This is a genomic window from Bacillus cereus group sp. BfR-BA-01453, from assembly GCF_022662915.1.
Classification (GTDB): Bacteria; Bacillota; Bacilli; order Bacillales; family Bacillaceae_G; genus Bacillus_A; species Bacillus_A paranthracis.
In genome coordinates this window covers 156,896-182,464 of the sequence record NZ_JAKUEN010000003.1, presented here as the reverse complement: position 1 = coordinate 182,464, position 25,569 = coordinate 156,896, and the positions used below count along the sequence as shown (strand labels likewise).

Below are 25,569 nucleotides of genomic sequence, written 5' to 3'. Positions count from 1 at the left end.
TTTCATCCTCCTTTTCCAATAAAATGAGTGAGTACTCACTTTTATTTTACTCTTGCTTAATTATATGTCAAACTTCATTGATTAGTATGTATGTTCAATCAACGATATGAAACAATGAAACAGAGTCGACATTAGAATTTTATTTCCTAAAATCGACTCTGTTTCATTTAAACTATAAATTTTACTTTACGTTTTTAAATTCATATACTTCCTAATTCTAGCAACATCTAAAGAATATTCAATAACTAATTGCTGTAACGGTAATATAACTGTGTCGGGATATAAATGTGCATATTGTAATGTTTCTGCATATTTTTCTAATCTTTTTTCTAAATACTTTATAATTTGATCAGGATGAGTTACTAATAAACATTTACAATAATAATGTATTTGTTCCTCAATCGCCGTATACTCTTCAATTTCGTATTCTTTATGCATGTGTACACCCCTTTAAGTTTTTTACATGAATTACTTATCACACTTTTCACTCGACAAATTTTAAGTTTTTTGATTATTTACACTATAACAAACAATCAGGGTCAAATTTTGTTACTTTATGTAACGTAGAAAATTTTTAACAAAATTGTAATGTTAACTTGTATAAAATGCATATAACCTAATTTTTCTGCACAAAAAAGTCGTACAGTTCAATTTAACTGTACGACTACAAGTTCTGGCCTATTAAAAATTCTTTGCGGAATGATACTATTGCCTAATCCTCTACTCACTACCATAGACGTATTTTGTTTTTCATATAACCTGGCTGTATATGTAGGTAAAACGCCTTGATTTGGAGCCACTAATTTGCTGATAACTAGTAACCTAAATTGCCCACCATGAGCGTGTTCTGATAAAACTATATCTATTTGCTCATCAGCACAATTCTGAATGAATTTAGGTCTATAGAATAAATCATCTATTTCTCCTATTTTAATGTGGTGCTCCTATATATAGATATACTCCTATTCCTATGTAATCCGCAATTTTCCTTATCGGATAAATTAATAAAAAACATTTCCCTACACATTGAAACTACAAGTTATATAAGGAAGCTCTTCTTTTTTCCATGCAAGGAATCCTCCCTTTAGATTCACCACTTCCTTTATACCAGCTCTTTGTAAAATACTAGCTGCTATCGCGGAACGCAATCCGGTTCGACATTGTAAAACGATTGGGCAATCTTTTGGTATACAATCTAGCTGCTTCAATAGATTTCCTAAAGGGATATGTATTGCATCATGAAGATGTCCTTCGTCCCACTCTTTTTTACTACGTACATCAATTACCTTAACCCTACCATCCTTTATATGCGGATATAATTCAATTGATGTTTTTTCTTTATAACTTTCAAATCTATCGAGTCTTTGTATTACTTGTAAGGGTGCAAAAGCAATAATATTATCTAGACCAATAGATTCAAAGTCTCTAATAACCTCCTCCACTCTAACCTTTTCCTCATCTAGAATGATTAAAGTTTCTGTTTTATAATCTAGTAACCATCCACACCAGGTTGTGAAGGAATTGTTATACGGTATGTTAATTGATTTCTCGATGTGACCAGAAGCAAAACTCTCTACATCCCTTATATCAACTATTTGCTGAACACTCCTCATAATTTCTTGAAGTTCCTCTACTGTTTTAATAGCAAAAACTTCTCTCTTCTTACGAATTGGTGGACCGTACTTATTTAAATCCTTCATTAATGAAAAATATTTTGGCGGCTCTGGCTGTCCCGTCAATAAAGTCGATACAAAATCACTTTCTTCATTACACTGAAATGCCCAATTGAACATCTTTTCATAGCCTAAGGTAGAAGTTGGAATTGCTCCTAATGCTTTTCCACATGCGCTTCCTGCACCATGTGATGGCCATATCTGCAAATAATCAGGGAGTATTTTTATTTTTTGTATAGAATTAAATAATTGTTTCGCTCCTATTTTTGCAGTATCTTTCATACCTATAGCGGTTTCTAATAAGTCCGGCCTTCCTATATCTCCTACAAAAATAAAATCACCTGTGAATATTCCTATCGGCTTATCATTCGTATAATTATTTTGACTTGTATCAGTTACTAAAAAAGAAATACTTTCAGGCGTATGCCCTGGTGTGTGCATTACATTAAATTTTATATGACCTACTTTAAACTCTGAGCCCTCTCTAACTAATTTGTATCGACTTTCGTTAAGATATTGATATTTCCAATCACAATCCCCTTCATCAGATACATATAAATTGGCATGATAAAGAGTAGAAAGTTCTCTAGACCCAGAAAGAAAATCTGCATGAATGTGAGTTTCAGCCGCAGCTATTACTTCCATCCCCTCTTTCTTAGCAAATTCTATATATTGTTCTATATAGCGACCTGGATCAATTACAATTGCTACACCTTCCTTCTGACAACCGACTAAATAGGAAGCATGTGCTAATTTTTCATCATAAAAATATTTTAAAAGCATAGCTATTCCCTCCAATTAGTTATTTCAAATTGCTTTTCAATTTTAATTTTTATAACCACTTTCTCTTTTCTCTTATAGGATCCCTTTCAACATAAAATTCCAATACATATAGGGCAACATATATCTTTTAAGTAAAAACATACTATACCGTTCTTTCGCTTGATTAAATGGAAACGTTTCTTGAGGCTCATGTTTATAGTTAAATTCAGCGAGTATAAGACTTTTATAACCTGTAACAATGGGGCACGATGTATATCCATCATATTTAGCATGCAAGTCTCTGCCGTTAAGTACGTCCATAATATTTTGTTTTAAGATAGGTATTTGTTTTCGAATTGCCGCTCCAGTTTTAGAGGTTGGTAAATTGGTACAATCTCCAAGTCCGAAAATATTCTTATACTGCACATGTTGTAAAGTATAAGGGTTTATATCTACCCACCCCTGAGAATCACTTATTTCACTCTCTTTAATAAAATTAGGTGGCCCCATTGGTGGAACAACATGGATCATACTGTATGGTACAGTTTCTCTTTTCGGTGTTTGCGTATCTTCAAAAATTGCTTCTCTCTTTTCGGCAATAATTTCTACTAAGTTTTTATTATAATTCGTTATAATTTGCTTTCTTTCTAGTACTTGTTCCAATGTATTAGCATAACGTGGAACCTGAAATATGTTAGTGTTCGCAGTATAAAACATTACTTCACTTTTGTTTCTTATACCGCTATTAGAAAAATACTCTTCTGCTAAATACATAATCTTTTGTGGGGCACCACCGCATTTAATAGGAGTATTGGGGTGGGTAAAAACCGCATTTCCTCCTTTAAATTTTTTAATTTCTTTCCAAGTAGAATCAACATATCTATAAGAGTAATTGCTACAAACCCCATTAGTCCCAATAGACTCTTTTAAACCTTTAATACCGTCCCAATTTATTTGTATACCGGCTGCTACAATAAGAATTTCATACTCAAGCAGCAGTCCATCATCTAAAAGTAACTTATTTTCATCCGGAAACAACTTAATAACACTTTTAGGGATCCATGTTGCCCCTTTTGGAATAAGCAATTCTTGATCACGCATCGTAATTTCCTTTGAAACAATTCCTCCCCCCACTAAACTCCATAGTGGTTGAAAGTAATGTTTTTTTGACGGATCAATAATTGCAATACTTTCTTTCAATAGGGGTACATTTCGTAACAAATGTGCAGTAGAAGATATTCCAGCAGTCCCAGCACCAATCACAATAATTTTATAACTATCTCTGGTCTTCATTATCCTCTTCCTATCTAAAATTGATTTTTAAAATAACTATTAGTAGCCTTATTTTCATCGTAATAACATTATTATAATTTAAAAACACCATGTATTTATTTGATTCAAATGAAAATTTTGTTAATTTAATCTTCAATATTACTTTATGCGTAAATCCCCTATGTTACTTCCCTCTTTATATATTTCTCAATGCTATTCTTTTTCCTATCTTACTTTAATTACAATTTCTCTCTACGCTCAAATATATCTTTATCTCTTTTTCCAAGAAAGCGCTTCTTCTAGACCTTCTTCACCATTCACTTCATAGCTTATTTTCCAAGCTCTAATCGTTCCAGAATTAATAGAAAACTTTGCCGTAATGTCAGCTATCGCATGATAACCATCTTATAAAATAGTTCCATTCATCCAAAAAACACCCCTGATTTCTATTATTCATAGGAAATCAGGGGTGTTTATCAGTATATAAACCTTTTAAATTATTAATAAGTCTTCCTTTAAAATATAAATGGTTAAACAGATAAAAAAACTTCCACTGTTATATTATCCCTTATTTCTTAAATACAGGTGCTATTTTATCAATGCGATTTGTCCAAATTCCACCTGTATAATCGTTAGGAAGGCGTTTTATATCTTCAGATGAGTCAAATCCACTTGAAAACCCAAACCCATTTCCTCCTACAATGATAACTCGAGTATCTGCTTTATCCATTCGATTAAGAAAACGATTTGGCCATCCCCAAAGCCAAGGAGCTACTTTGTCTGGTATATGTAATTCTCCATGCTTCAGGCTTGAAGGTATGTAGCCAGTCCATCCTAATGCCATATAAGTAATAAGATCTTTTTTCATGGTCGCTTTTGACATTGTTCTTAAACTAGGGATGCGCTCTTTTATCACAGCAATTGGTTTATCGCCACCATATACAGTTAGTTGATCAAGGCGTTTCGCTGGTAATTTCTTCAGGTGAGTAGCCAATTGGATTCCTTCATTTTCATCATTGCTTTTAATATGAATAAGAAAAGAACGATCTGGAAAATGGGTAAGTACTTCATCAAGTGTTGGCATAAGATTAATCCCTTTGCCACGAAATGGGAATGTTTTGCCTCCATCAGCTGTATAACCGTAACCAATATCAAGTGCTTGTAATTCTTTTGTTGTAAAATCTCTTGTAACACCTTTACCATTAGTACGGCAATCAAGCGTCCAATCATGAAAAATAACAAAATTATTATCTTTAGTTGGTTGAACATCAAACTCTACTAGATCAGCTCCAGCTTTAAATGCAGCTTCCATAGATGGAATTGTATTTTCTAAATAAGAGTGTTCAGGTTTATTTATACGTTCTGCTGTACATGTATCACTCTCAATCTCTTCCATGCTAAATGTTTGCGAAAGTCCTCGGTGAGCAAGAAGAAGAGGTGTTCCATCTTCCCTCTTAGCAAAAAAAGAACTGTTATTTACATAAACAAATACGAATAGGATAAGAATTATCCAAGTCGCTTTACGTTTCAATAACCTTTTTAGTTTGTTCATTGTATGCTCCTCTTAAATTTGGTTGAAAAATGCCTTAAACAATTTTCGGCATTTAAATACTGGTAAATATTACAGTCTATCTTACCTTTTCGCAATGGATATAATTGTTAATTAAAGGCTGGTACTTTGATACAAAACGGTAGCAATTGAAATCAATCCAATAACCACTCAACCTTCAGTAAGAATAATTTTGAAAGATTTCTATGAGAATTTAATATAAATGGATATATGTAATATCCCATTATTTAAGAATCAATTTACTATATGTATAATTATCTGACAGCATCTTAATCACCTTATTGAAGGATTAGAGGCCGTCTAAATAAAACTGGATAATAAATTAACATCATACCTACAAATGAGCAAACTAAATAAAAAATAGCCTCGTATTTTATTACTAGAGAAATATTATTATCAACCTTTTTTTCATCTCTTTTATATATCATTTTGAATAATACTCTATATAATAAATACCCAATAATTGCTCCCAGGGTGTTCATAGATAAATCATCAATATCTGTAATTCTATTATCTAGCAATTGACCTAACTCAATAGCCAATGAAAAACCGAATCCAGCATAGGCAGTACTTTTCATTCTTCTAAACTGCGGCCAAATAGTCGGCAATAAAAAACCTAATGGCATAAACAGTAAAATGTTTAAGCCATAAGTAGTCATACCTTTAGAAGCAAATGGAATCAAGTTAATTTGATTTGCACGAATTAATGTTTCGTATCTGCCTATGTCCCATATAGTCCCTATCTGCGTCACTTTATATACTAGTGAAAGGTAGAATAAAAAAACATACACCCATAGAAAATGCTGAATAGATATATTTTTTTTCGTTTTAAAATAAAATCCAATTTGAAACATTATACAAAAAATAATAGTAAAAAAATAAGTATATAAATAATTAATCAAAACTCCTGAATGCATTTAAAATCTCCTAACTTTACATTGTAATCTATAACTTTTTCATTTTAGAATATAATTCAAGAATGGGTGGTCACAATCGTCACATCCATATCTTCCCAGATATTTCATAAAAATTCGTTCACTGGTATTTCAACGTCAATTGTCTTGTTTTGAAAAAGGGATAATATAAAATCGTATATTTTTCCCCTGAATATTTACTGAAATGCTCTCGTCTTCTTTTAAATAATCCAGATATTCTTCCAAGGCTAAATTCATTTTGGCATAATCGTACTGTAAGGCAAACCGACATAGCGAATATGACAAGGTTCATATTGAATACCTGTAACATCCGTTTTATCCAAGGGATAGCGTAAGATAAAGCATTATTTCCAAGCATTTTTTCTATCCACTTCCCTTCAGGTGCTCGGTCCGTTTTCGTTAAGCCGATTCCTACATCAAGTGATAAACCTGAATTATGTTCACTATAACCTGCTGGTAAGGCATAATCAGACCTCATCTCATGGTAAAGTCCACTTTGCTCATCAAAGTCACGATAGCCACTATTAATTAAAAATTGATTAACGCCTTCCTTTATAACATTATTAATCATCTCTGAAAATTTTTTTGCTATTTCTTTTGATAAATAAACATTTGTATTAAGCAACCCGTATCCATTTATCAATTCATTATGTTTAGATAAATTTACGATATCTGATTTCACACTCTCTTGGCGAATAGGGTATGTACTGTTAATTAAGAGCAGATTCCCTTGATAGATGTGTTCTTTTACAATCTCTTTCTTTTGAATAATTGAGGTAGTCCCTGTATTATCTATGTTATCTTTGTGATTTTGATCATATTTTTGAACCTCTACTTTACTCTGAAAAAACAGCGCTTTATTCATGTAAGCTATTTTAATCCACGCATAAGTTATCATATCTTTCTTTGACGAAATAAAAAAAACTCGTTCTTATGGTTTAAATCTACCGCATAAGAACGAGCTATTTATTAATATTAAATTGTTAATTCCCTAAGAAAAAGTAGAGATAACCTTAAGAATTTCTTAAGAAACAATGATTATTTTCTAAGAACTCCCTTTATTAACCGAGTCTTGGAAGACTGGAAGTTCTACCGTGAAAATCGTAGAGTTATCATTACTTTCCGCGTAAATCTGTCCGCCATGTTGAACAATGATTTCTTTTGCAATCGCCAATCCAAGTCCCGCGCCGCCCGTATCAGAAGAACGGGCATCATCCAATCTGTAAAACTGTTCAAATATGGTAGCAAGTTTATCTTTCGGGATGTTTCCGTCGTTCTCGAAAACGATGGATACCACATCTTCGGATAGGTTCGCCGTAATGTCAATAACGCTGTCGTCCTTGCTGTATGCAGTGGCGTTTTTCAAAATATTGTTAAAGACCCTCGCTAGCTTATCAGCGTCACCAAATACGGTCAAATCTTCAGAAGCATGGAGTACCACCTGTTTTCCCTTCGCAGCTAGCTGGGGATAAAATTCATCAGTCATTTGCACCAGCATATAGTATAGGTCTATGTACTTTTTCGTGAGCGTAATTGTTTGAAGGTTATATCGCGTAATCTCAAAAAACTCGTCGATTAGCTGTTCCAGACGATACGCTTTGTCTAACGTGATATGCACGTACTTTGCCTTTTGCTCTCTTGGCATGTCTGGTGCCTCGTCAAACAGGATCAGATAACCGATAACTGATGTAAGAGGCGTTTTAATATCATGTGCCAAGTACATAACAACTTCATTTTTTCTTTGTTCGGCCAGCTTTGCATCATGCTCTCGCTTTTCAAGGGTTCGCTTTAATGTGTTGAGTTTCTGTTCCATGAACTCCAATTCTGCAGAAAGCTCAATTTGTTTATCTTCGTTCTGAATAAGTATATCAATACCGGTATTTATCTCTTCAAAGTATTTTACAAATTTTAAAAGCATAACTCGGCATAGAATAAGAATACTAATGGCAACCGCCACATAAATAAAAATTTCTATATTGTTCCGTATAGTATACTGATATATTATCATTGCGTCCCAACGCTCTAAATGATAACTGTTTTCCAAAAAACGTACAATCCACTCCCCAAGTGTCCCTTGGATAAATAGACGCAAAAACAGCACAAATACAACTGCTGCCATGACAATTGTAAGGATATATTGGTAGAGTTTCCGTTTTAATTTTGAATAATCGATTTTTTTATTCTTATTTTTATTTTTCAATTTTATAGCCGATCCCCCATACCGTTTTTATATACTTCGGATTATCAACCGTATCGTTCATCTTTTCTCGCAGATGTCGGATATGCACGGTGATAGTGTTATTACTCTTGCTGAAATATTCGTCACCCCATATCTCATGAAACAGCTGCTCAGAGCTAACCACATTCCCCTTGTTCTCACAGAGGATACGCAGGATTGAAAACTCGGTGGGAGTAAGAGATAACGGCTTCTCGTTCAGAGAACACTCATGCGTGCTTATATTAATGACAAGACCAGAGTGTACGATAACATTCTCGTTCTGTGCCGTTACTCCATTGTATTTTTTATATCGGCGTAACTGCGCCTTGACTCTCGCAATTAACTCTAGTGGGCGAAAGGGTTTTGTAATATAATCGTCCGCACCAATTGTTAGCCCTGTAATTTTATCTATTTCTGTATCTTTCGCCGTCAACATGATAATTGGATAGTTGTGCTTGTCCCTTATTTTTTGACAGATAGTGAGACCACTTACGTCGGGAAGCATGATATCCAATATTGCAAGATCAAGCACATTCTTATCTATACATTCCAATGCTTCTTTAGCGGTATAGTATTTGAAAACCGTATAATTCTCATTTTTCAAGTAAAGCTCAACCAAATCGGCAATTTCGCGTTCATCTTCCACAATAAGTACTTTATCACTCATGGTTACCAATCCTCCTCTATGGATGTACTTTTTTTCAATAGGAATCTTTTCCGAATAACGAGCCTATCATACCTATTACTCCAAGTAAAGTCCATTGTTGTATATAGACAGAGTCGGTTACACCAAATAGATTTTCAAATTTACCCATTTATTAAGATTTAATTTTATGTCAAGAATAAAAGATTTATCTGACTCAAAATTATTTACAATAGATAAAGCAATATACTCTCCCTTTAGAAAAAGGAAACAATTCCACCTTAAATTGACTTTGTATAATCTTAACTTGATAGCAATGTCCACATTAGCCAAAATACAAAAATCTCCTTCAAAAAAAGAAAACCAGTAACTAATGTATTACTGTGAACTAGTTTTACCCAACTTGAATTGAATCCCCTTGTTGTAGATTTTTATTTTATTATTAATAATTACGGTACATGAAATTATTAATAATAAAATAAAAAAGCTCCCCTGAAAGGAGCTCCTTACATTACAAAACACTTAAGAAATTCTTCTAATAACAGCTCTACTTAAGATTTGGAGTATGGTTATAACTCATCCCTCCCTGTTTGTTACGATAAATCATTGGCCGAAGACTATTCTTTTTCTATATATTATTTCAAATTCTTTAGATTTTTTCTTTTTGTGAAATTCACCTCAAAACAAATTAACTAGATAACAAAACGTAAAATAACAATGCTGCTGCCTCTTGTCGTTTCATACTTTGTTTTGATAGATAATCTGCTGATCCATCTTCATTATATATAACTTCAGGCCCTACTAAACGATGACCTACAATGTTTTTCACGGATTCTATTGCCCAATCATCAGTTTCTCCCTCTAATGTTGCATCTGCAGATGGCGCTCCTAACATTTTTAAATACTGCCAGGTAACCCATGCTGCTTCTTGTCTAGTAATTGCACGGTCTGGATGGAATTGTTCCCCTTCTTTTTCATATAAAATACCAATTTCATATAACTTTTGAATATGTGGTGCATACGGATGATTTTTCACATCAGAAAACACAGGTTCTTTTTTTGAAGGTGGCGTAAAGTAGGCAATTTGAGATAACCAATATGCAAATTCTGCTCGTGTAAGAGAAGATTCTGGAGTAAAATTCCCCTCCTTATTTGCTTGTAATACCTCGTATTGATGTAAAGGATTTATAAACTTAGCATATGGATGATTTTCATCTACGTCTTTAAATCTCTCAGGCTCACTTAACTTCATTGCTGAACTGCCCGAGTTCCAATGTATCATTTCTTTCACGGTACCATTTTTGTGAAGTTTAAACGCCATATAATTTCCTTTTTCATCCTCAAATAGTAAAGGGTCTATTTGTTTTAGCTCCTGTTTACCATATGCTTTATCACTTACATATAACTTTCCTTCACTTATGTTTACATGTGACATTAGGTTTTTTAATCTCAAATCACGGTAAACCCCTTCAAATTTCTTTAATTCTTCTTCATTAGGTTTTAAATATTCAGGCTTTGTCTTATCTGGGAAATATTGATTCATAAAATCATCAAATACTTCAACAGGTAGTGCTGAACTATCTTTATTTGTAACCACAAAAACTCCAATTTTATGTTCTGGAATTAACCACATTAAAGATGAAAAACCTGGTATATTTCCACCTTTACCAAACACATATTGTCCATTATGACTTTGCGGTGAAAAGAACTCAAATCCGTATGTCATATTAGGGTATTTGGGATGTAAAGCAAATTTTGTTTTTTGCATATCTTCTACAGTTTCTTTTTGTAGTATTTGGTTATTTTTAAATTTACCATCATTCAATTGAGCAATCATGAAATTGGCTACATCACTCCCTGTAGAAAACATACTCCCTTGTGGCATATCTGTTGGTCTAGTTTGATAAAATGGGATAACATTACCTTTAGCATCATATCCTGTTGCAAGCTTTTCTTTAATAAAATTAGTCATAACAAAACTACTATTATGCATTTCTAGAGGGTAAAAAATATTTTTGGCCATATATTTGTAAAAAGGTGTGTTTGTCAGATTTTGAACAATATACCCTTGAAGCATAGAGGCAAAATTATCATATGTATATGTATCTCCGGGCTTTCTCACTACAGTGGGCATATTATCTTCTACATAATCTTTAAGCATTGTATAATCATTTTCTTGATAATGGATGTCCTCGGGTCTAGGATCTACGTAATCAAACCCTGTTGTATGGGTAAGTAAATGCTCCATTGTAACTGGTTCACCCATGTTATTTTGGTACTTTAATCCCCCCATATAATTTACTATATCTTTATTTATATCAATTTTTCCTTGTTCAACTAACTGCATGACAGCACTAGCAGTAAAAACTTTTGATATTGACGCTAATCGAAAAACTGTTTTTTTAGGATCGATGGGAGTATTCTTTTCTTTATCGGAAAATCCGAATCCCTTTTGAAATAGAATTTGATTATCCTTTACAACGACAAGAGCTACACCCACTGCGTTTTCTTTTTTCATTTTCTCTGGAATTACTTTATTGGTGAATGCTTCTACATCTTTAGGATTTAATGTTATAGGTGCAACAGTTTCGGCTTTTGAATAATTGCTCCCCAGAAAAAATAACAAAAAACAAACACTTACAGCTATTAACCTTTCAAAATAAATTTTCATTCTTTTATTCCTATTACCCAAATTAATTCCCCCTTTAATACTAGATTTATTGATTAATCAGCTACAGGTTAATCAACCATATTCTACCATTACATGGTTATTTTTTCTAATCTTTCTTCTATTCCGTCATTTGTTAACTGTTTGTCTGAGGAATTAGTCTATATATAATTAGTTCTTATTTATAGAAAATGATTTAGCATACAAAAATCCTAGACAGTCTTTAATATAGATTTTTGTTGGGAAGTTTCCCCTAATATGCTATATACTGAAAACACCCATCCTTTATCATTAATAAAATTGGATGGGTGTTTTGTAACGCTTTAATTATTCTATTCTTACTGAGTATTAGGATATCTAAATGGATCAATTATTACAGTTGAAAAATCGTTCAAAAGCTTACTCTAATTGATTAGGCTATCCCCGCATCCCTTGCGGTTTGAAGCCTTATCGCTTCATTCTTTAAAATAAAAAATGTGAAATTTTATATCCTTATGTAAGACATTTAATATCAAATATATTACATTCACTATGAAATTAGTTTATTTATAGGATTTCTATAGATAAACAAGGCACTAAATTGACTCTTAAGAAGTCATAACATTATATTTATCTAAAAATTGAAAAATATGTGTAGATATATATCATCTTAAATACATATATAATTAATTTCGCAAATTCCATCCGAACCTAGTCCTTTATCTGGACAAAAAAATCGTTCTAGTCAAAACTTTAAATGTGATTTACTCCCATCTTACTTTTGTTAAACTCATATATGTAATAATACATATTTTCTTGATTGGATATTATGATATACTCTCATAGTGAGCTGATACATAATTTCTTTAGATTGGAAAACTAAAATCTCGTTTACCCAATTCGGGGGCGCCTTATGGCGTCTTTTTTTTGCTGTTGAAGTAACAAAACAGGACCTGAATATCATTGTTTAAAAAAATTGCATACTTTAACAAGAATTCCACCTATTAACCCTTATTTTATCCGGCTATTTATTTGTTTCAACATAATAATTTTTCATCTCGTATATGCAATAGACAATGATAGCTAAACTCCAACTGACACCATAGTAATCATGTGTGTAGAAGTCATAACCTGCCTTAATACCTTTCTCCATTACAACTAACGTAAATCCTAACGCCACCCACTTGTTAATTTTCATCTTAATATACGTTATCGCTATAATTATTAAAAATAAAATATTTGTAAGGTAGTTTATCATTAGCTCATATTTTTGAATGTATACTGCCATTATACAAGCAACGATATTAGTCGCAATGCCCAAGGCAACCACGGCTCCCCAAATCCTGTCCGAAATTCCCACCCCTGATTCAGTCCCTTCCTTAATTCATTCCTAAACCTTATTCAAGGTATGCTGTATTATCCTTGTCTGATGAATATTCCATTATCTTTTCATATAGAGCAAACAAAATTTCCACTCATAATTTTTTCTTTCTTAGGCAAACTAAGTTTAAGCCGTTTGAACTAGCGGCTTCACTCTTCTGGTAATGGGGTAGTAAATTTATAGTAATTGACTAACTCATTCAGTCCATTGGCGCTGGCAGGCGACAAAATTGTTGTCTGCCATTTTCATGTACACTTTTTCTGATTCCATTCCAAACCATATGTTTGCTGTACTGCTTTTGAAAACAACTGTATTTGATTTTTGAATAAGTAAAAAAGATACAGCTCAACCCACTTTTGGAATAGGACTTTTTCTTTATACATATACTATTTTTGAGCCTTTTTACCAATACGTGTCCTATTGGTGTCTTGAATTCCTCCTAAAGGGGCGGCAGATACAACTGCATGCCCTTTTTATTTATATCGCTGTTCTATATCCGATATAGTAATTGAAGACTAAAAATGCACTATTACATATTTTTTTCAATCCAGATTATGCTAAAATTTCTTAAGTTGTTTATTTCACAGTTGAATTATGGTTTCATATCTAATTCAGCAATATGTGAGCTGTACCCCAAAAGAAAAGACACTCAAAAGGTGTCTTTTGTTCTTTTAATTTAAAAACATTTTTCTTTTTCAGGAAGATTCAACTATTTCACTAACCTAAACCTCTTATTTAAAGACAATTTGATCATGGTGCTCGAGATTTTCCGTCTATATCAACATGTAAATTGTTCATTTCCGAATCATATTCCCACCACTATATTTGCTTTCTCAAAGATCTTCTGTTTTGTTCTTAATTTTGTCAAAATCCTCATATAGCTATACAAAAAATATATGCTATTATGTTTTTACAAAACTATGCGTTCCCTTAACCCTGTATCCGATCCTGTATTTTGTTACAGGGTCTTTGTTTATTTTATTTACTTTCATTAGCTTATAAGAGTTAATACACCCCATTTCAATTAAAACCGTTTAAATGTTAGTGAGAATTTGAAATGATAAATCTATTAGCTTTTTGACAATTGTAAGCTAATACTAGATTTCTAAATGTATACTACGCTAAACATCAGTTAACACTATAAACATAGTGTTAACTATCTTAATTGAATATTAGTAATAGTAAGTATAAAGATTATCAATTTACTATATCTTACATTTATATAAAAATAGATGTATGTTAAGCTTTTCAAAATCTTTCCCCTAATAAAGATTTGAAGTAGCATTTCATGATTCTCCTTACTGTTAATATGCCTTGAAAAAGAACCCAATAGGGTTCTTTTTCTTCTGATTACATCCTCAGTAATTACTTATTTAACATACAAAAAGGACTGACAATTACTTGCAGTCCTTTTTGCACCTTAATATACACTTGTATTAAGTACTTAACTCTTTATTTAGCATACATTATTATTTATATATAAAGCACTTCAAAATTTAGAAATACACAATAACAAATCTTTCCCAGCTTCCAGCTACATAACTATTAGCTGTTAATTCTCTACCGCCATTTGCTGATATGAATCTACCATTGCTTAGCGCTTGTAATACATATATCCTATTGTCTCCACCATTATATAAGATAAATTTTTCCCATGCCCCAATTGATGTACGATCTGCTACTACTTTACCATTTGGCTCAAACGAAACGTACTTTCCATTACTTTTCGCTTTTAAAGCAAACGTATATAATTCCCCAGTCGGAATTAATTCAAATTTCTCCCATTCATTAACTGCATTACGATTTGCTACTACATTGCCCGATGGCTCAGCAGACACATATTGTAAATTTGCAGCTTGTATAGCAACAGTCCAGCTTCCATTAAATAGACTCACACCTTTTAGTGAACCGGTATTTGATTGGACGGCTGCCAATGCACCATTCGATGGGGTTATCATCATTATCATTAGAACCATTGGCAACACCATTAAAACTAACTTTTTAAAGATCTTATCACCATTTGCATGAGTTATGAACCTCTTCATTCCCATTCCTCCCTTAATACATAGTACTTATATACATCATACCAAATATGTAAATTTTTGTAACAAAAGAGAGTCTTTATCAACAAATACCTTATTATTCTGTTTCTTTTTTATCAAATTTATCATTTTCTAAAAAAAAAGAATCCTTTGCGGATTCCTTTTTGCCTTGCACTCTTTTTCAAATAGTGCGTTTTTGCACCTACTTTTAACTTATAATTCCTATAAAATAAATAAGATTAAATGAAATTTACTGTTATATTTTCATAAAACATCATATTCCCTTATAATTTTACAAATAAAATTTCCCTTTTTGATAACATCATACAACGAGAAAAAGAAATAAAGCTAATGAAAGTAACAGAAACACATTGTTAGGCGGACACAAAGCATGAACAACGCTAATATGCCAAAAGGAAGAGGAATGGTATTAACAATAGTATAATATATGAGTAGAGATAACGTATACAACGATAGGTAGTTCTCTTTTTTTGTCTCTTTGTAGAAGCTATAATAATAGTAAAAAGAGATAGTATTTATAGTATAGATAGATTGAACAGTTGGAGGTGGAAAAATGTTTAAAGTACAAAGTATTATTACATCGTTTGGGGAAGAACGTTGGATGGTTTTACATAACAATGGTGAACCAGTTATTCCAATCATGAAATTTATAAAACATAAGGATTCTTTAGGAAAAGCACCTAATACACTTAAAACGTACTGTTATCATTTGAAAATATTCTGGTGTTTTCTAAACGAAAAGAATAAAGATTACAGAGAAGTGGATATAAGTTTATTAACAGAATTTATTCATTGGTTAAGAAAATCAACAGATGATATAAATACTATCTATTTAAATGACACAAAGAAGTTAGCGCACACTAAAAGAACTGAATCTTCCGTTAACTTAATCACTAATTGTGTTATCGAATTTTTGGACTACCAATGGCGTAGTGGTCAAATCTTATTTAATGTAAAATCCAAAGTTACAAAAGAAGTCCATAATACAAGGCGGAAGTATCGTAAATTTTTAGATCATATAACACATACCCCAACAACCAAAATTAATATTTTAAAACTTAAGGAACCTAAAAGAAAAATAAAAACCATTACTACTAAGCAGGCGGAATTGATTCATATAGCATGTAATAACATGAGAGACGAGTTAATAATTCGTATTTTATATGAAGGAGGATTAAGAGCTTCTGAGTTATTAAGTTTATGGATAGAGGACTTCAATATCAATGATGGTAGTATCACTGTTAGAGAATCTAAAACACAAGCTGGAGAAAAAAGAAAAGTATATGTATCAAATGAAACAATGAATTTATTCCAAGATTATATTATCGATTACCATACTAATGATGTAGATTCTAACTATGTGTTTATTAATTTAAAAGGGAAAAATAAAGGGCAACCAATGCAATATTGGGCTTTGCAAGCTGTTATACGAATACTGTCTAAAAAAACGAAAATAGACTTTACCGCTCATACACTTAGACATACATGTGCAACACATCTTTATGATTTAGGTATGGACGCTGGTATCATTCAAAAATTATTAGGACATGCCCAGGTACAAACTACTTTAAACATGTATATTCATCCATCAGAAGAAACTATAAGAAAGCACTGGGATGAAGCCCAGCGGCATAGGAGAATGAGAAAATGAGTATAGTATCTATTAATTCCAATAAAATACAACGTAAAGCTACGAGTGAACTTAAAGGTTATTGGGCTCTAGATGAATGGACTGTTGAAGCGTTTCCTATACCAGATAGAAGGGGGAAAATTAAAGACAATATAAAATCTGTTGATTTCAGTAAAATTAGCAACGAATTTATTAAAATGGAGATAAAGTACTACTCTTTTTATTCTTTAACCAATGAAATTTGGCATTTATCCAGCTTTATCCACATGCATTTTAGTAAAATGTACTTTCTTTCAAAATTTTTAAGCGGAAAATTTCCTCAAGTCACATCGATAATTGATATTCCTTACACTACATTATTAGATGAGTACAAATTATATCTAGCTGAAAATAATAAGCCGTTAAAACAATCCCATCATCGTGGAGGAGAATTTATTTCACCTTATCTTGGAGTATGTAAAAGTTTATACGATTTTTTCTCTAATTATTATGACGAACGACCTGAACATCAAAAAGATAAATGGAATGTAAAAAGATTAGGAATTCCATATAATATGTCTCGAAGAGACAGATTTCTTAATTTCACCAGTATAAAACTTCCCTTTCGGGAGTTAGTTAAAAAATATGTATATCAAACATTACTTGTCCATCAACAAATTACCTTTGCTACAGCCCAAAATATTTTAAAGAAAATGTATTTGTTTTTTGATTTCATTGTAGAAACTCACCCACAGTGGATAGATTTACAGAATCTTCAAAGGCAGGACATTGAAAATTTTTTATTCTATGTTAGAAATCGTAAGATGGGAGGAAAGAGTTATACGAAAAATCGTGTTCCTAGTAATCGTCATGTATTAGATTGCCTTTCAAATGTCAGAAGAATAATTGAATATATGCAAGGTTTTGAATGGAAAGAAGCACCTAAAACCCCTGTTAACAGATTAATATTTTCCGAAGACTTTCCTCGAAGAGAAAAGAAAAACTATCACGAACATATTAAACATGTACCAGATTTTATATGGGAGCAAGTGTTGGAAAATCTACATAATTTAGATTCTGAAATTGCACGATTAATAGTCATTATGGAAGCAACAGGATTTAGAGTCTCAGATGTATGTCAGTTACAATTAAATTGTCTAGCATATAAGCAAGATGGTTGGTGGTTGGTAGGAGATCAACGAAAAGTAAATGTAAAAGAACATATTGTTCCTATTTCAGAAGAAATTGTGGAAATCGTTAAAATACAACAAGAATATATTAACAATCATGAAAAGAAGCATAACAACTTAAATCAATTTTTGTTCCCTGTTCTTACTGGAAAAAATAGAGGGATGGCCTTTTCACAAAAATCGGTTACCTATGCATTAAATCAACTAGCCGAAAAATATAAAATCCTTGATAAAAATGGAGAAATATTTCTATTTAAGAACCATGCTTTTCGACATAGATATGGGGTCAATCTAATTAATAATGGTATGAATATTCTTCATGTACAAAAGTTAATGGCACATACTAGTCCTGAAATGACATTAACTTATGCAAAAATTTCAGATAACACTCTTCGTAGAGAATGGGAAAAAGTTCAAAACTCAGTGCGTATTGACATAACTGGAGAATTAATACAAGCCAGTCTCCCCGAGCAGGCAGAAGAAAACGGTTTGGAACTAGAATGGATTCGCCATAACATGGACTCTATTCGTTTAGATCATGGATTATGTATAAAAAGTCCTAAGGTTAGCTGTGAATTCTTAGATTATTCGTTAGAAACCCCTTGTATTAAAAATAATTGTAGAAGTTTTCATGTAGATACAACATTTTTAGATTACTATAATGCGCAGATATCAAAGATGGAAGAAGATATTATAAAGTATCAAACTAGCGGTCGTATTCGTTCTATTGAATTGATTCAACCAAAACTTAATAAGTATAAGGAAATTAGAGATTCATTGAAAAATGAAATTGGAATTTTCGGTATGCCGAAACATAAACGAGAATTTATAGGAGAGGAAAGAAAAATTGATGGCTAACAAACATCCGAATACAACGGGGTTATTGAATCATGCCTCTAAAAAAAAGAGGGAAACACAATATAGAGTGAATGAAGTAATACAGTTAATGGTTAAAGAAGGACAAAAAATTAATTTTAATTCAGTTTCAGAAAAAGCACAGGTTTCAAAAGCATATTTATATAGAGAACCCTTAATCAGAAAAACGATTGAAGATTTACGTCAACAGCAAGAAGGCATACATGATTTTAAGAATGTAAAAAGAAGGACATCGTATGCCTCCAAGGATGTAATCATAGAAACTTTAAAGAATAAGATCAACCTTTTAAAACATAAGAACAAACTATTAGAAAGTGAAAATGAGCACTTAAAAACACAACTAAAAAAAGATTTAGGAAAGGTTTATGAAAATTTATAAATATGTGATATCGTCCTATCAGTTTTTAAAATAACACCCTTAATAAAGCAGACTTTGAACATTTTTATTTTAAGAAATAGAATTTAAATCATAATGATACATATTAAAATCTTTTGCAAATACCTCTTGAACCAAATGAATTGTCTCTGCGTCATAAAAACTATTATAAGTAGGTAATCGTGGAAAAACAGGGGTTGTAATATCAGCGTCTGCATAAACTCCTTTGTAAATCATCTTACTTCCTTGATAATGCCAAGATTTTGATAATAGATCTAATGGTGATTTTTTCAATTTATATTCCTCTTCTAGTTTTGAAATCTCTGTGTTGAAATTTTCTAGATAAATATAGTTTGTAACAAACTCCTCTTCCCCTTGTATGTATTGTTGGGTAAAGTGAGGATCTATTTGATCTAATTGGGTCATGTGTGCTTTTAAATAATACAGAAATAGCTTAAATGAAATCGGCTTATTGCAGGTTTCGTCACCATACAGGAATAAGCGAATGGGCTTCCATGCAGGATTCTCAATATTTGGTGGTGGAATTAGAGCAATAAAAGAACTTACTGCTCTTTTATAAGGATTTCTTACTAGTTTATACGTATTTTTCTCCTTAGTTTGTAATCCATTAGCTAATCGTATTAAATAATGTGTAGAGTCCTTATATACTTCTTGCTCATAGTTATGAATGAATGAGTTGTATTTTATCGCTTCTTTAAATAAATTAATTTGATAAAAAACCAGTGCGCTAGCGAGGTACAACCACTTTTTTGGCTCCAAAATAAGATTAGGGGAAAATCTTTATGAAAATGAGGTACACGCCCTTGCTTGAGTATAAAATTAGATAGTTCTGTATAATTCATTTTGAACCTCCATTCTTATATAGCAAAAACATAAAATATTTTTAGTAAGGGATAACTAACTTTAGTCCACTAACACCAATAATGATAGCTAAAAATACTTGAAGAGGTTTAACAGGGATTTTAGTGGAGAATTTACTACCAAGTATGACACCTGGGATAGAACCAATGAGTAAGTGAATTAATAAGAGATAATCTACGTTTCCTAAATTTATATTTAGTATGCTTGCAACCGTCACTAATAAAAACGCATGTGTAATATCCGTGCCTACTAATTCGGATGGTTTCAGTCGATATAAATATATCATTGCAATAGCGAATAAAGAGCCTGATCCCACTGAAGTAAGTCCCACGATAAAACCGAGTATTGCACCAATAATAATTGTTAGGCTCTTTTTTTGTGTCATAGTCTGTTTTTGAAAATAATTTTGTGTAGATTCATTATAGAAAAATGCTTTTATAAAAATAGAGATTGCCGCAATAATTAAAACATAACCTAATATATATTTTATAATTCCCTCTCGATTATAATGAAAAATTGGTAAGAAATGAATTGTTACCACTGCGATAACCGCACTGGGTATACTTCCAACAGCTAGATATTTTACTAATCTAAAATTGATGGTCTTCTGTTTCCAGTGTTGTGATATGCCAAACATTTTAGTGATAGAATTATATACTAGATCCGTTCCAACAGCCACAGAAGGACTTATACCTAATGTTAGAAGAAATGGAGTCAGTAATGCAGCTCCGCCTATCCCTGTTACTCCAACCAATCCCCCTATAATGAAACCCATCATTATAATAGAAATACTCATTATAATTCCCCTTCCATACCAATGGCTTTTCATAGTGGTTATAGTTTTTAAAGAGACTCTATACATAGTGGGGTGATAGGTATATTAGTTAAAAATTAATTTCATTCTTCTTATATCCATATGCTTCAAAATCGTCAGTAAATATTTCTGAAACAAGGTTTAGAGCTTCTTCATCATAAAAACTTCGATAGGTTGGTAATGAAGGGAAGTGTGGGTTTGTAATATCATCATCTGCATAGTTTCCTTTATGAATCATTTGATGTGTCCTATGGTGATTGGAGTTTGTAAGGAGTGATATATCAGAAGAAAGTAATCCATATTCTTTCTCCAACTTTGGAATTATTGTATTAAAATTCTCTAGTTTTATATTTTGTTTGATGACCTTTTCTTCCCCCTCAATATATTGTTGTGAAAAATGTTGATCTAACTGATTAGACTTAGGGCCCATATCTTTTACATAATATAAAAATTGCTTAAATGAAATTCCTTTCGAATCATTTTTATCATTATAAAAATATTTTCTAATCTGTTCCCACTGTTTCAAGGCGTAAGGGTTGTCATAAAGTATTAAAAATGAGCTTACAGCTCTTTTATAAGGGTTGCGTACAAGTTTTATGGTATCCTTACTTAGTTTCAAGAGCTGCATTTCTAAATCTTTGTAGTAATCAATTTTATTTTTGTATATTTCAGATTCATAGTAATGAATGAACGGTGCATATTTCATTGCTTCCTCATATAACCCAATTTGGAAGAAAAACCAATTCGCCAGAGAAGTGCAACCACTTCTGTGACTCCAAAATAAAATTATAGGGAAATCCTTATGGTAGTGTGGAATACGTTCGCCATATTCAATCAATTCTTTAATATTGTCTTTCATAGCAAAGACTCCTTCGTTATTCATGGTATTTCGTACTGATATGAAAACCAAAATTCTACAGAACGCTAAAATACAATGGTAACCATTCATACCATTGTATTTAAATAGCAATGTAAAGGTACTTAAATTTGCATATAAAATCCCAGTGTCTTAAAAATTACCTATATATGTATCTGAATTTTCTGGGCATATCGAAACGTAATAATCGCTTATCAAATTTTAAAATATAGAAATGTGTTATAAGAAGAATTATGTATGAAGATATGTGTACAAAGATAGAGATATTAATATCTCTATAAGAACAAAAAAAATGTCTTGATAAGATGATAAAATGGACGCCATTTGCAGCAATGCCAGAACAATTCGTCGGAATACGTGAAATGGTCAAAGAGAAAAATAAAGTAGCACGTCCCATTTTAACCTCTAAAGAGAAAGAACTGATTGAGAACATGTTATTATGTTCGTTTCTATCTGAAGAAGAGATATTAATTACATATTATGAAGATGGTTATTTACTCACCAACTATACGACCGTTATCGATATAAATCCATTACATAGCTCTATCATCTGTACTGATGCTTTCTATAATAAGATGACAATACAATTTTCAAATATAATAGACGTAAAATAGATTTAGGTGATTATCTTTGGAGTAGTATAAAGGAGAATATAAAATGCAAGGGAATCAGATAAGAAAGAATACAGCGAGAACAATTACTCATAATGATATAAATAACTACCCCTATTTAAATATACCTATGATTATCAATGAGAAAGATGGAATAACTTACGAGGTTTTAAGCGCTGGTTTTCATAATAATGATGCAGTAGCGATGATAACAACAGATGGTTTCGCTACAACTAGGGTAAATACACCGATCGTAACAGTAAAAAACAATGATGGTAGTATCCAAGCATTCCGCTTACCTTTAGAATTGGAATATTGGGTACTTTCATGTATGTGTGCTGCTTCAACAGGGAGAAATCCGTTCCCATGTAAAGTTGCTTTTGGAATCATTGATACTAAATTCCATGTAGAATTCAAGTAAAAAAGGAGCAAATTAAATTGCTCCTTTTATCATTATAAGATTTTTAACTTCTATCCTTAAACACACTATCTAGGATTCTATCTTAGGATCTGAACTTATATCTTAAATCCACCAATTAATTCTTGAAGTTCTTCGGCCATCTGTGCTAATTGTACTGCTGAAGAATTTATCTCTTCCATAGAAGCATGTTGCTCCTCAGATGAGCCGGCTATCGTTTGCATACTTGAAGAATTCTCCTTCACAGCCATAGATATTTGATTAATTGATGTATCGACTTTCATTGCATCACTTGACATTTTATTTGATAATTCTACCATACCATGTACTTTTGACACGATATCATTTGCAGATTTTGAAATTTCATAAAAACTTTGTTTTGTATCATTTGCAACCTGAATTCCCGACTGCACTTCAACTCCTACTTCATTCATAGCTTTTACAGTCTCATGTACATCTGCTTGAATTTCATTAATTAAGCTTCCAATTTCCATTGAAGATTGGGATGATTGCTCCGCTAACTTCCTGACTTCATCGGCAACAATGGCAAATCCACGCCCCTGTTCTCCTGCCCTTGCCGCTTCAATCGCTGCATTCAATGCTAATAAATTTGTTTGTTCTGCAATAGTTTGAATTGCTTCTAATATACTTCCAATTTGCTGCGATTTCTTATCTAATAATTTAATTACATTATCGGATTGAGAAACAGAATGATGTATAGACTGCATTTGCGTTACCGTTTGTTCTACTAATTGTTCACCCTCATTGGCTTTTTGTTTTGTGTATAAGGATGAGGCCGATACTTCAGAAGCATTATCTGCCACGCATTGAATGTTTCGTGTTACCTCACCAATTAATTTCGCTCCCGACGCAACTTCATTATTTTGAACTTCTGCACTATTTGATATTTCTTCCATTTCTTTTGTGATTTGTTCTGTCGCAACACTTGCTTGCTCTACGCTAGCGGTTAGTTCCTCAGATGAAGCTGCCACATGTCCTGCAGATGTATTAATTCGAGAAATTATATTACGTAACGACTCTGCCATTGTGTTGAAACTACCACCTAATTGACCCAGTTCATCCTTTGAACGAATATCTATTTTCTCAGTTAAATCTCCCTGACTAATTCTTTGAGCTGAAATAACTAATTGTCTTAATGGATTAATAATAGATTTAAGAATGAAGAAAATTACAATTCCACCTAACAACAATGAAGCCCCTATTATAGTGAGCGTTTTATAAAAAATAGGATTGGTAGCCTCTTCAATTTCTTTCGTAGGCATTACGCCAGCTATTTTCCAACCTGTTTTTTTGTTTGTCTTAAAGCTTATGTTTCGATCCTCGCCATTAAGAGTATAAGTAATTACTCCATCTTCTTTCTTGTATAGTTCATCTGCTAATGATTTCTCTAATTTCTCACCTGGCTTAAGTGTAGGATGAACAACTATAGTCTTATCTTGACTTACTATAGATACAAAGCCTTGTTTTCCTATTTTTATCATTTTAGAAGTTTTTACGATATCATCAATATTCAAGTCCACACCAATGACACCACTTTTATCAGCATTTTGCTTTGCAATTGCTATTACCATATTTCCTGTAGCCTTTGATTTATAGGGAGACGAAACAATAATCTCTCCATTAGCTTTTACTGCATCCTTATACCAACTACTTTCTAACGGATTAAATCCTTCTGGTACTTTTCCAACGGGGGCATGAATAAATTGATTATTACTAGATGTAGTATAAATTGTTTCTATCTCTGGATGTAACTGTATGTATTGATCAAATTTACTTTGTACATTTTGCAATTGGTCAGCATTATAATCAGCTTGAGTAAGTATCTTTGCAAAATGAGTTACATCTCCATATTTATTTTCTAATTCATCATCAACTATCTTATTTAAAATACTTACATTATCTTTCGCAGTTTGTAGAATTGTTTCATTAAGATCTGTTTTTGCTTTATCATAAGATGATAATCCTACGATAAGACTTGGTATAATTAATATTGCAATAAATGCCATAGACAACTTCGTTTTAAGCTTCATTTGTTCCAATCTTTCTTTTATTTTAAACACTCTCTACTTCTCCCTTTCATTCTTATAACTGATATAGTTTATTTAATTGTTTGCTCCTTTATTTTTTCTACATTCATTTATGGTATTATTCGAAATGAGATTGCCGTTACATCCTTTTACTTACATCTTCTTATATAGCGATTCATTTTTACAAGTGAAGTTGTATCTATCCCCCCTTTCGAATATGTTATTTTTCTATATTAAGCAATGTTAAGACTATGAATTTTCCCCAATAAAATAGATGAAACGTAACCTTCATTTAACAGCTATTATTTGACCGTTATTGGATAAAAAGTTTAATTTAGGGCTATTCAAATCGGATGAAATCCTTACCGTAATAAATTCTCTAAAACGTAACTACGTAAATTTATTCTTTGCCTGATTATGTTTACCAGCCTTTGAACCATTCTAAATGCATCACTTTATGTATGAATCATTTAATGCGGCCGATTTTGTTGTAAGGAATAACTAAACCATAAATTCTAAATAGGAGAATAAAATAAATTGGAGAACTTCATTGTAACACGTATATATAAGTTACAGATATAAAATTTAATAATATATTATTTTTATAATGAATTAATAATTTAATATGGATTTTATTTTACTTCTGCAGAAGAATCTTCCCCTATATGCAATATTACATATACTCTACCTTACGTAGTTTGTTA

18 protein-coding genes and 4 pseudogenes are annotated in these 25,569 nt (G+C 31.9%); 6 read left to right on the top strand and 16 right to left on the bottom strand.

Annotated features, from left to right (window positions below; genetic code table 11):
* Nucleotides 1-186: 186 nt before the first annotated feature.
* The 9 genes and pseudogenes from MR070_RS08275 to vanR-A all read right to left on the bottom strand — a co-directional run bounded on the left by MR070_RS08275 (nt 187) and on the right by vanR-A (nt 9,097).
* Nucleotides 187-438 carry a hypothetical protein gene (locus MR070_RS08275; protein ID WP_000548624.1) on the bottom strand — a complete coding sequence of 84 codons (252 nt, stop codon included), beginning with the start codon at nt 436-438 and terminating at the stop codon, nt 187-189.
* A gap of 209 nt (nt 439-647) precedes the next feature.
* Nucleotides 648-911, bottom strand: a pseudogene (locus MR070_RS08270) (metallophosphoesterase); the annotation flags it as partial.
* 108 nt (nt 912-1,019) lie between these two features.
* Nucleotides 1,020-2,456 (bottom strand): MBL fold metallo-hydrolase, encoded by a 1,437-nt coding sequence (locus MR070_RS08265; protein WP_242261037.1) that lies wholly within the window; start codon nt 2,454-2,456, stop codon nt 1,020-1,022.
* A gap of 72 nt (nt 2,457-2,528) precedes the next feature.
* A complete protein-coding gene (locus tag MR070_RS08260; protein ID WP_242261036.1) occupies nt 2,529-3,728 on the bottom strand; it encodes an FAD/NAD(P)-binding oxidoreductase in 1,200 nt (399 codons plus the stop codon).
* A 547-nt stretch (nt 3,729-4,275) separates the two neighbouring features.
* Complete coding sequence (locus tag MR070_RS08255) at nt 4,276-5,259, bottom strand: glycerophosphodiester phosphodiesterase family protein (RefSeq protein WP_242261035.1); 984 nt, start codon at nt 5,257-5,259, stop codon at nt 4,276-4,278.
* A 296-nt stretch (nt 5,260-5,555) separates the two neighbouring features.
* On the bottom strand, nt 5,556-6,194 hold the full coding sequence (locus MR070_RS08250) for a VanZ family protein (protein ID WP_242261034.1): 639 nt from the start codon (nt 6,192-6,194) through the stop codon (nt 5,556-5,558).
* Nucleotides 6,195-6,342: 148 nt separating this feature from the next.
* A pseudogene (gene vanY / locus MR070_RS08245) lies at nt 6,343-7,110 on the bottom strand (VanY-A/VanY-F/VanY-M family D-Ala-D-Ala carboxypeptidase); the annotation flags it as partial.
* Between the two features lie 147 nt (nt 7,111-7,257).
* Nucleotides 7,258-8,412 carry a vancomycin resistance histidine kinase VanS gene (gene vanS, locus MR070_RS08240; RefSeq protein ID WP_242261033.1) on the bottom strand — a complete coding sequence of 385 codons (1,155 nt, stop codon included), beginning with the start codon at nt 8,410-8,412 and terminating at the stop codon, nt 7,258-7,260.
* A complete protein-coding gene (vanR-A, locus tag MR070_RS08235; protein WP_242261032.1) occupies nt 8,402-9,097 on the bottom strand; it encodes a vancomycin resistance response regulator transcription factor VanR-A in 696 nt (231 codons plus the stop codon). The genes vanS and vanR-A overlap by 11 nt, the downstream gene beginning before the upstream one ends.
* Nucleotides 9,098-9,197: 100 nt before the next feature.
* Between vanR-A and MR070_RS27195 the strand changes: the two are divergent.
* Nucleotides 9,198-9,329 (top strand): annotated as a pseudogene (locus tag MR070_RS27195) (Tn3 family transposase); the annotation flags it as partial.
* Nucleotides 9,330-9,761: 432 nt separating this feature from the next.
* Here MR070_RS27195 and MR070_RS08230 read toward each other — a convergent pair.
* From MR070_RS08230 to MR070_RS08220, 3 genes are all read right to left on the bottom strand, one after another.
* Entirely contained in the window at nt 9,762-11,744 is a 1,983-nt protein-coding gene (locus MR070_RS08230) for a serine hydrolase domain-containing protein (protein WP_313933805.1), read from the bottom strand.
* Between the two features lie 1,000 nt (nt 11,745-12,744).
* Nucleotides 12,745-13,080, bottom strand: coding sequence for a hypothetical protein (locus tag MR070_RS08225; protein ID WP_033686313.1), 336 nt, complete (start codon nt 13,078-13,080; stop codon nt 12,745-12,747).
* Between the two features lie 1,517 nt (nt 13,081-14,597).
* Nucleotides 14,598-15,146 carry a fascin domain-containing protein gene (locus MR070_RS08220; protein WP_242261030.1) on the bottom strand — a complete coding sequence of 183 codons (549 nt, stop codon included), beginning with the start codon at nt 15,144-15,146 and terminating at the stop codon, nt 14,598-14,600.
* Between the two features lie 571 nt (nt 15,147-15,717).
* Here MR070_RS08220 and MR070_RS08215 point away from each other — a divergent pair.
* The 3 genes from MR070_RS08215 to MR070_RS08205 are packed head-to-tail and all read left to right on the top strand — an operon-like array spanning nt 15,718 to nt 19,218.
* Nucleotides 15,718-16,815 (top strand): tyrosine-type recombinase/integrase, encoded by a 1,098-nt coding sequence (locus tag MR070_RS08215; RefSeq protein ID WP_242261029.1) that lies wholly within the window; start codon nt 15,718-15,720, stop codon nt 16,813-16,815.
* On the top strand, nt 16,812-18,821 hold the full coding sequence (locus tag MR070_RS08210; RefSeq protein WP_242261028.1) for a tyrosine-type recombinase/integrase: 2,010 nt from the start codon (nt 16,812-16,814) through the stop codon (nt 18,819-18,821). Before MR070_RS08215 ends, MR070_RS08210 begins: the two co-directional genes overlap by 4 nt.
* Nucleotides 18,814-19,218 carry a DUF6262 family protein gene (locus tag MR070_RS08205; protein WP_242261027.1) on the top strand — a complete coding sequence of 135 codons (405 nt, stop codon included), beginning with the start codon at nt 18,814-18,816 and terminating at the stop codon, nt 19,216-19,218. Before MR070_RS08210 ends, MR070_RS08205 begins: the two co-directional genes overlap by 8 nt.
* A gap of 69 nt (nt 19,219-19,287) precedes the next feature.
* Here the strand turns inward: MR070_RS08205 and MR070_RS08200 are convergent.
* The 3 genes and pseudogenes from MR070_RS08200 to MR070_RS08190 form a co-directional block, all read right to left on the bottom strand.
* Nucleotides 19,288-20,078: pseudogene (locus tag MR070_RS08200) on the bottom strand (sulfotransferase family 2 domain-containing protein).
* A gap of 41 nt (nt 20,079-20,119) precedes the next feature.
* Nucleotides 20,120-20,893, bottom strand: coding sequence for a sulfite exporter TauE/SafE family protein (locus tag MR070_RS08195; RefSeq protein ID WP_242261026.1), 774 nt, complete (start codon nt 20,891-20,893; stop codon nt 20,120-20,122).
* Between the two features lie 88 nt (nt 20,894-20,981).
* Nucleotides 20,982-21,770, bottom strand: coding sequence for a sulfotransferase family 2 domain-containing protein (locus tag MR070_RS08190; protein WP_242261025.1), 789 nt, complete (start codon nt 21,768-21,770; stop codon nt 20,982-20,984).
* 323 nt (nt 21,771-22,093) lie between these two features.
* On the opposite strand from MR070_RS08190, the gene MR070_RS08185 reads away from it, so the two are divergent.
* Together MR070_RS08185 and MR070_RS08180 are read left to right on the top strand one after the other, a co-directional pair.
* The gene (locus MR070_RS08185; protein ID WP_242261024.1) at nt 22,094-22,402 is read left to right on the top strand and encodes a YolD-like family protein; all 309 of its coding nucleotides are present in this window, start codon (nt 22,094-22,096) and stop codon (nt 22,400-22,402) included.
* Nucleotides 22,403-22,445: 43 nt separating this feature from the next.
* Nucleotides 22,446-22,820, top strand: a complete 375-nt coding sequence (locus MR070_RS08180) for a hypothetical protein (RefSeq protein WP_071715171.1) — start codon at nt 22,446-22,448, stop codon at nt 22,818-22,820.
* A 95-nt stretch (nt 22,821-22,915) separates the two neighbouring features.
* On the opposite strand, the gene MR070_RS08175 is transcribed toward MR070_RS08180, so the two are convergent.
* The gene (locus MR070_RS08175; protein WP_242261023.1) at nt 22,916-24,898 is read right to left on the bottom strand and encodes a methyl-accepting chemotaxis protein; all 1,983 of its coding nucleotides are present in this window, start codon (nt 24,896-24,898) and stop codon (nt 22,916-22,918) included.
* Nucleotides 24,899-25,569: the final 671 nt, after the last annotated feature.

What these genes read in the sequence shown, in the direction of transcription:
- MR070_RS08275 (WP_000548624.1), bottom strand. Translation starts at nt 438, where the DNA reads ATGCATAAAGAATACGAAATTGAAGAGTATACGGCGATTGAGGAACAA.
- MR070_RS08265 (WP_242261037.1), bottom strand. Translation starts at nt 2,456, where the DNA reads ATGCTTTTAAAATATTTTTATGATGAAAAATTAGCACATGCTTCCTAT.
- MR070_RS08260 (WP_242261036.1), bottom strand. Translation starts at nt 3,728, where the DNA reads ATGAAGACCAGAGATAGTTATAAAATTATTGTGATTGGTGCTGGGACT.
- MR070_RS08255 (WP_242261035.1), bottom strand. Translation starts at nt 5,259, where the DNA reads ATGAACAAACTAAAAAGGTTATTGAAACGTAAAGCGACTTGGATAATT.
- MR070_RS08250 (WP_242261034.1), bottom strand. Translation starts at nt 6,194, where the DNA reads ATGCATTCAGGAGTTTTGATTAATTATTTATATACTTATTTTTTTACT.
- vanR-A (WP_242261032.1), bottom strand. Translation starts at nt 9,097, where the DNA reads ATGAGTGATAAAGTACTTATTGTGGAAGATGAACGCGAAATTGCCGAT.
- MR070_RS08230 (WP_313933805.1), bottom strand. Translation starts at nt 11,744, where the DNA reads ATGAAAATTTATTTTGAAAGGTTAATAGCTGTAAGTGTTTGTTTTTTG.
- MR070_RS08220 (WP_242261030.1), bottom strand. Translation starts at nt 15,146, where the DNA reads ATGAAGAGGTTCATAACTCATGCAAATGGTGATAAGATCTTTAAAAAG.
- MR070_RS08215 (WP_242261029.1), top strand. Translation starts at nt 15,718, where the DNA reads ATGTTTAAAGTACAAAGTATTATTACATCGTTTGGGGAAGAACGTTGG.
- MR070_RS08210 (WP_242261028.1), top strand. Translation starts at nt 16,812, where the DNA reads ATGAGTATAGTATCTATTAATTCCAATAAAATACAACGTAAAGCTACG.
- MR070_RS08205 (WP_242261027.1), top strand. Translation starts at nt 18,814, where the DNA reads ATGGCTAACAAACATCCGAATACAACGGGGTTATTGAATCATGCCTCT.
- MR070_RS08195 (WP_242261026.1), bottom strand. Translation starts at nt 20,893, where the DNA reads ATGAGTATTTCTATTATAATGATGGGTTTCATTATAGGGGGATTGGTT.
- MR070_RS08190 (WP_242261025.1), bottom strand. Translation starts at nt 21,770, where the DNA reads ATGAAAGACAATATTAAAGAATTGATTGAATATGGCGAACGTATTCCA.
- MR070_RS08185 (WP_242261024.1), top strand. Translation starts at nt 22,094, where the DNA reads ATGATAAAATGGACGCCATTTGCAGCAATGCCAGAACAATTCGTCGGA.
- MR070_RS08180 (WP_071715171.1), top strand. Translation starts at nt 22,446, where the DNA reads ATGCAAGGGAATCAGATAAGAAAGAATACAGCGAGAACAATTACTCAT.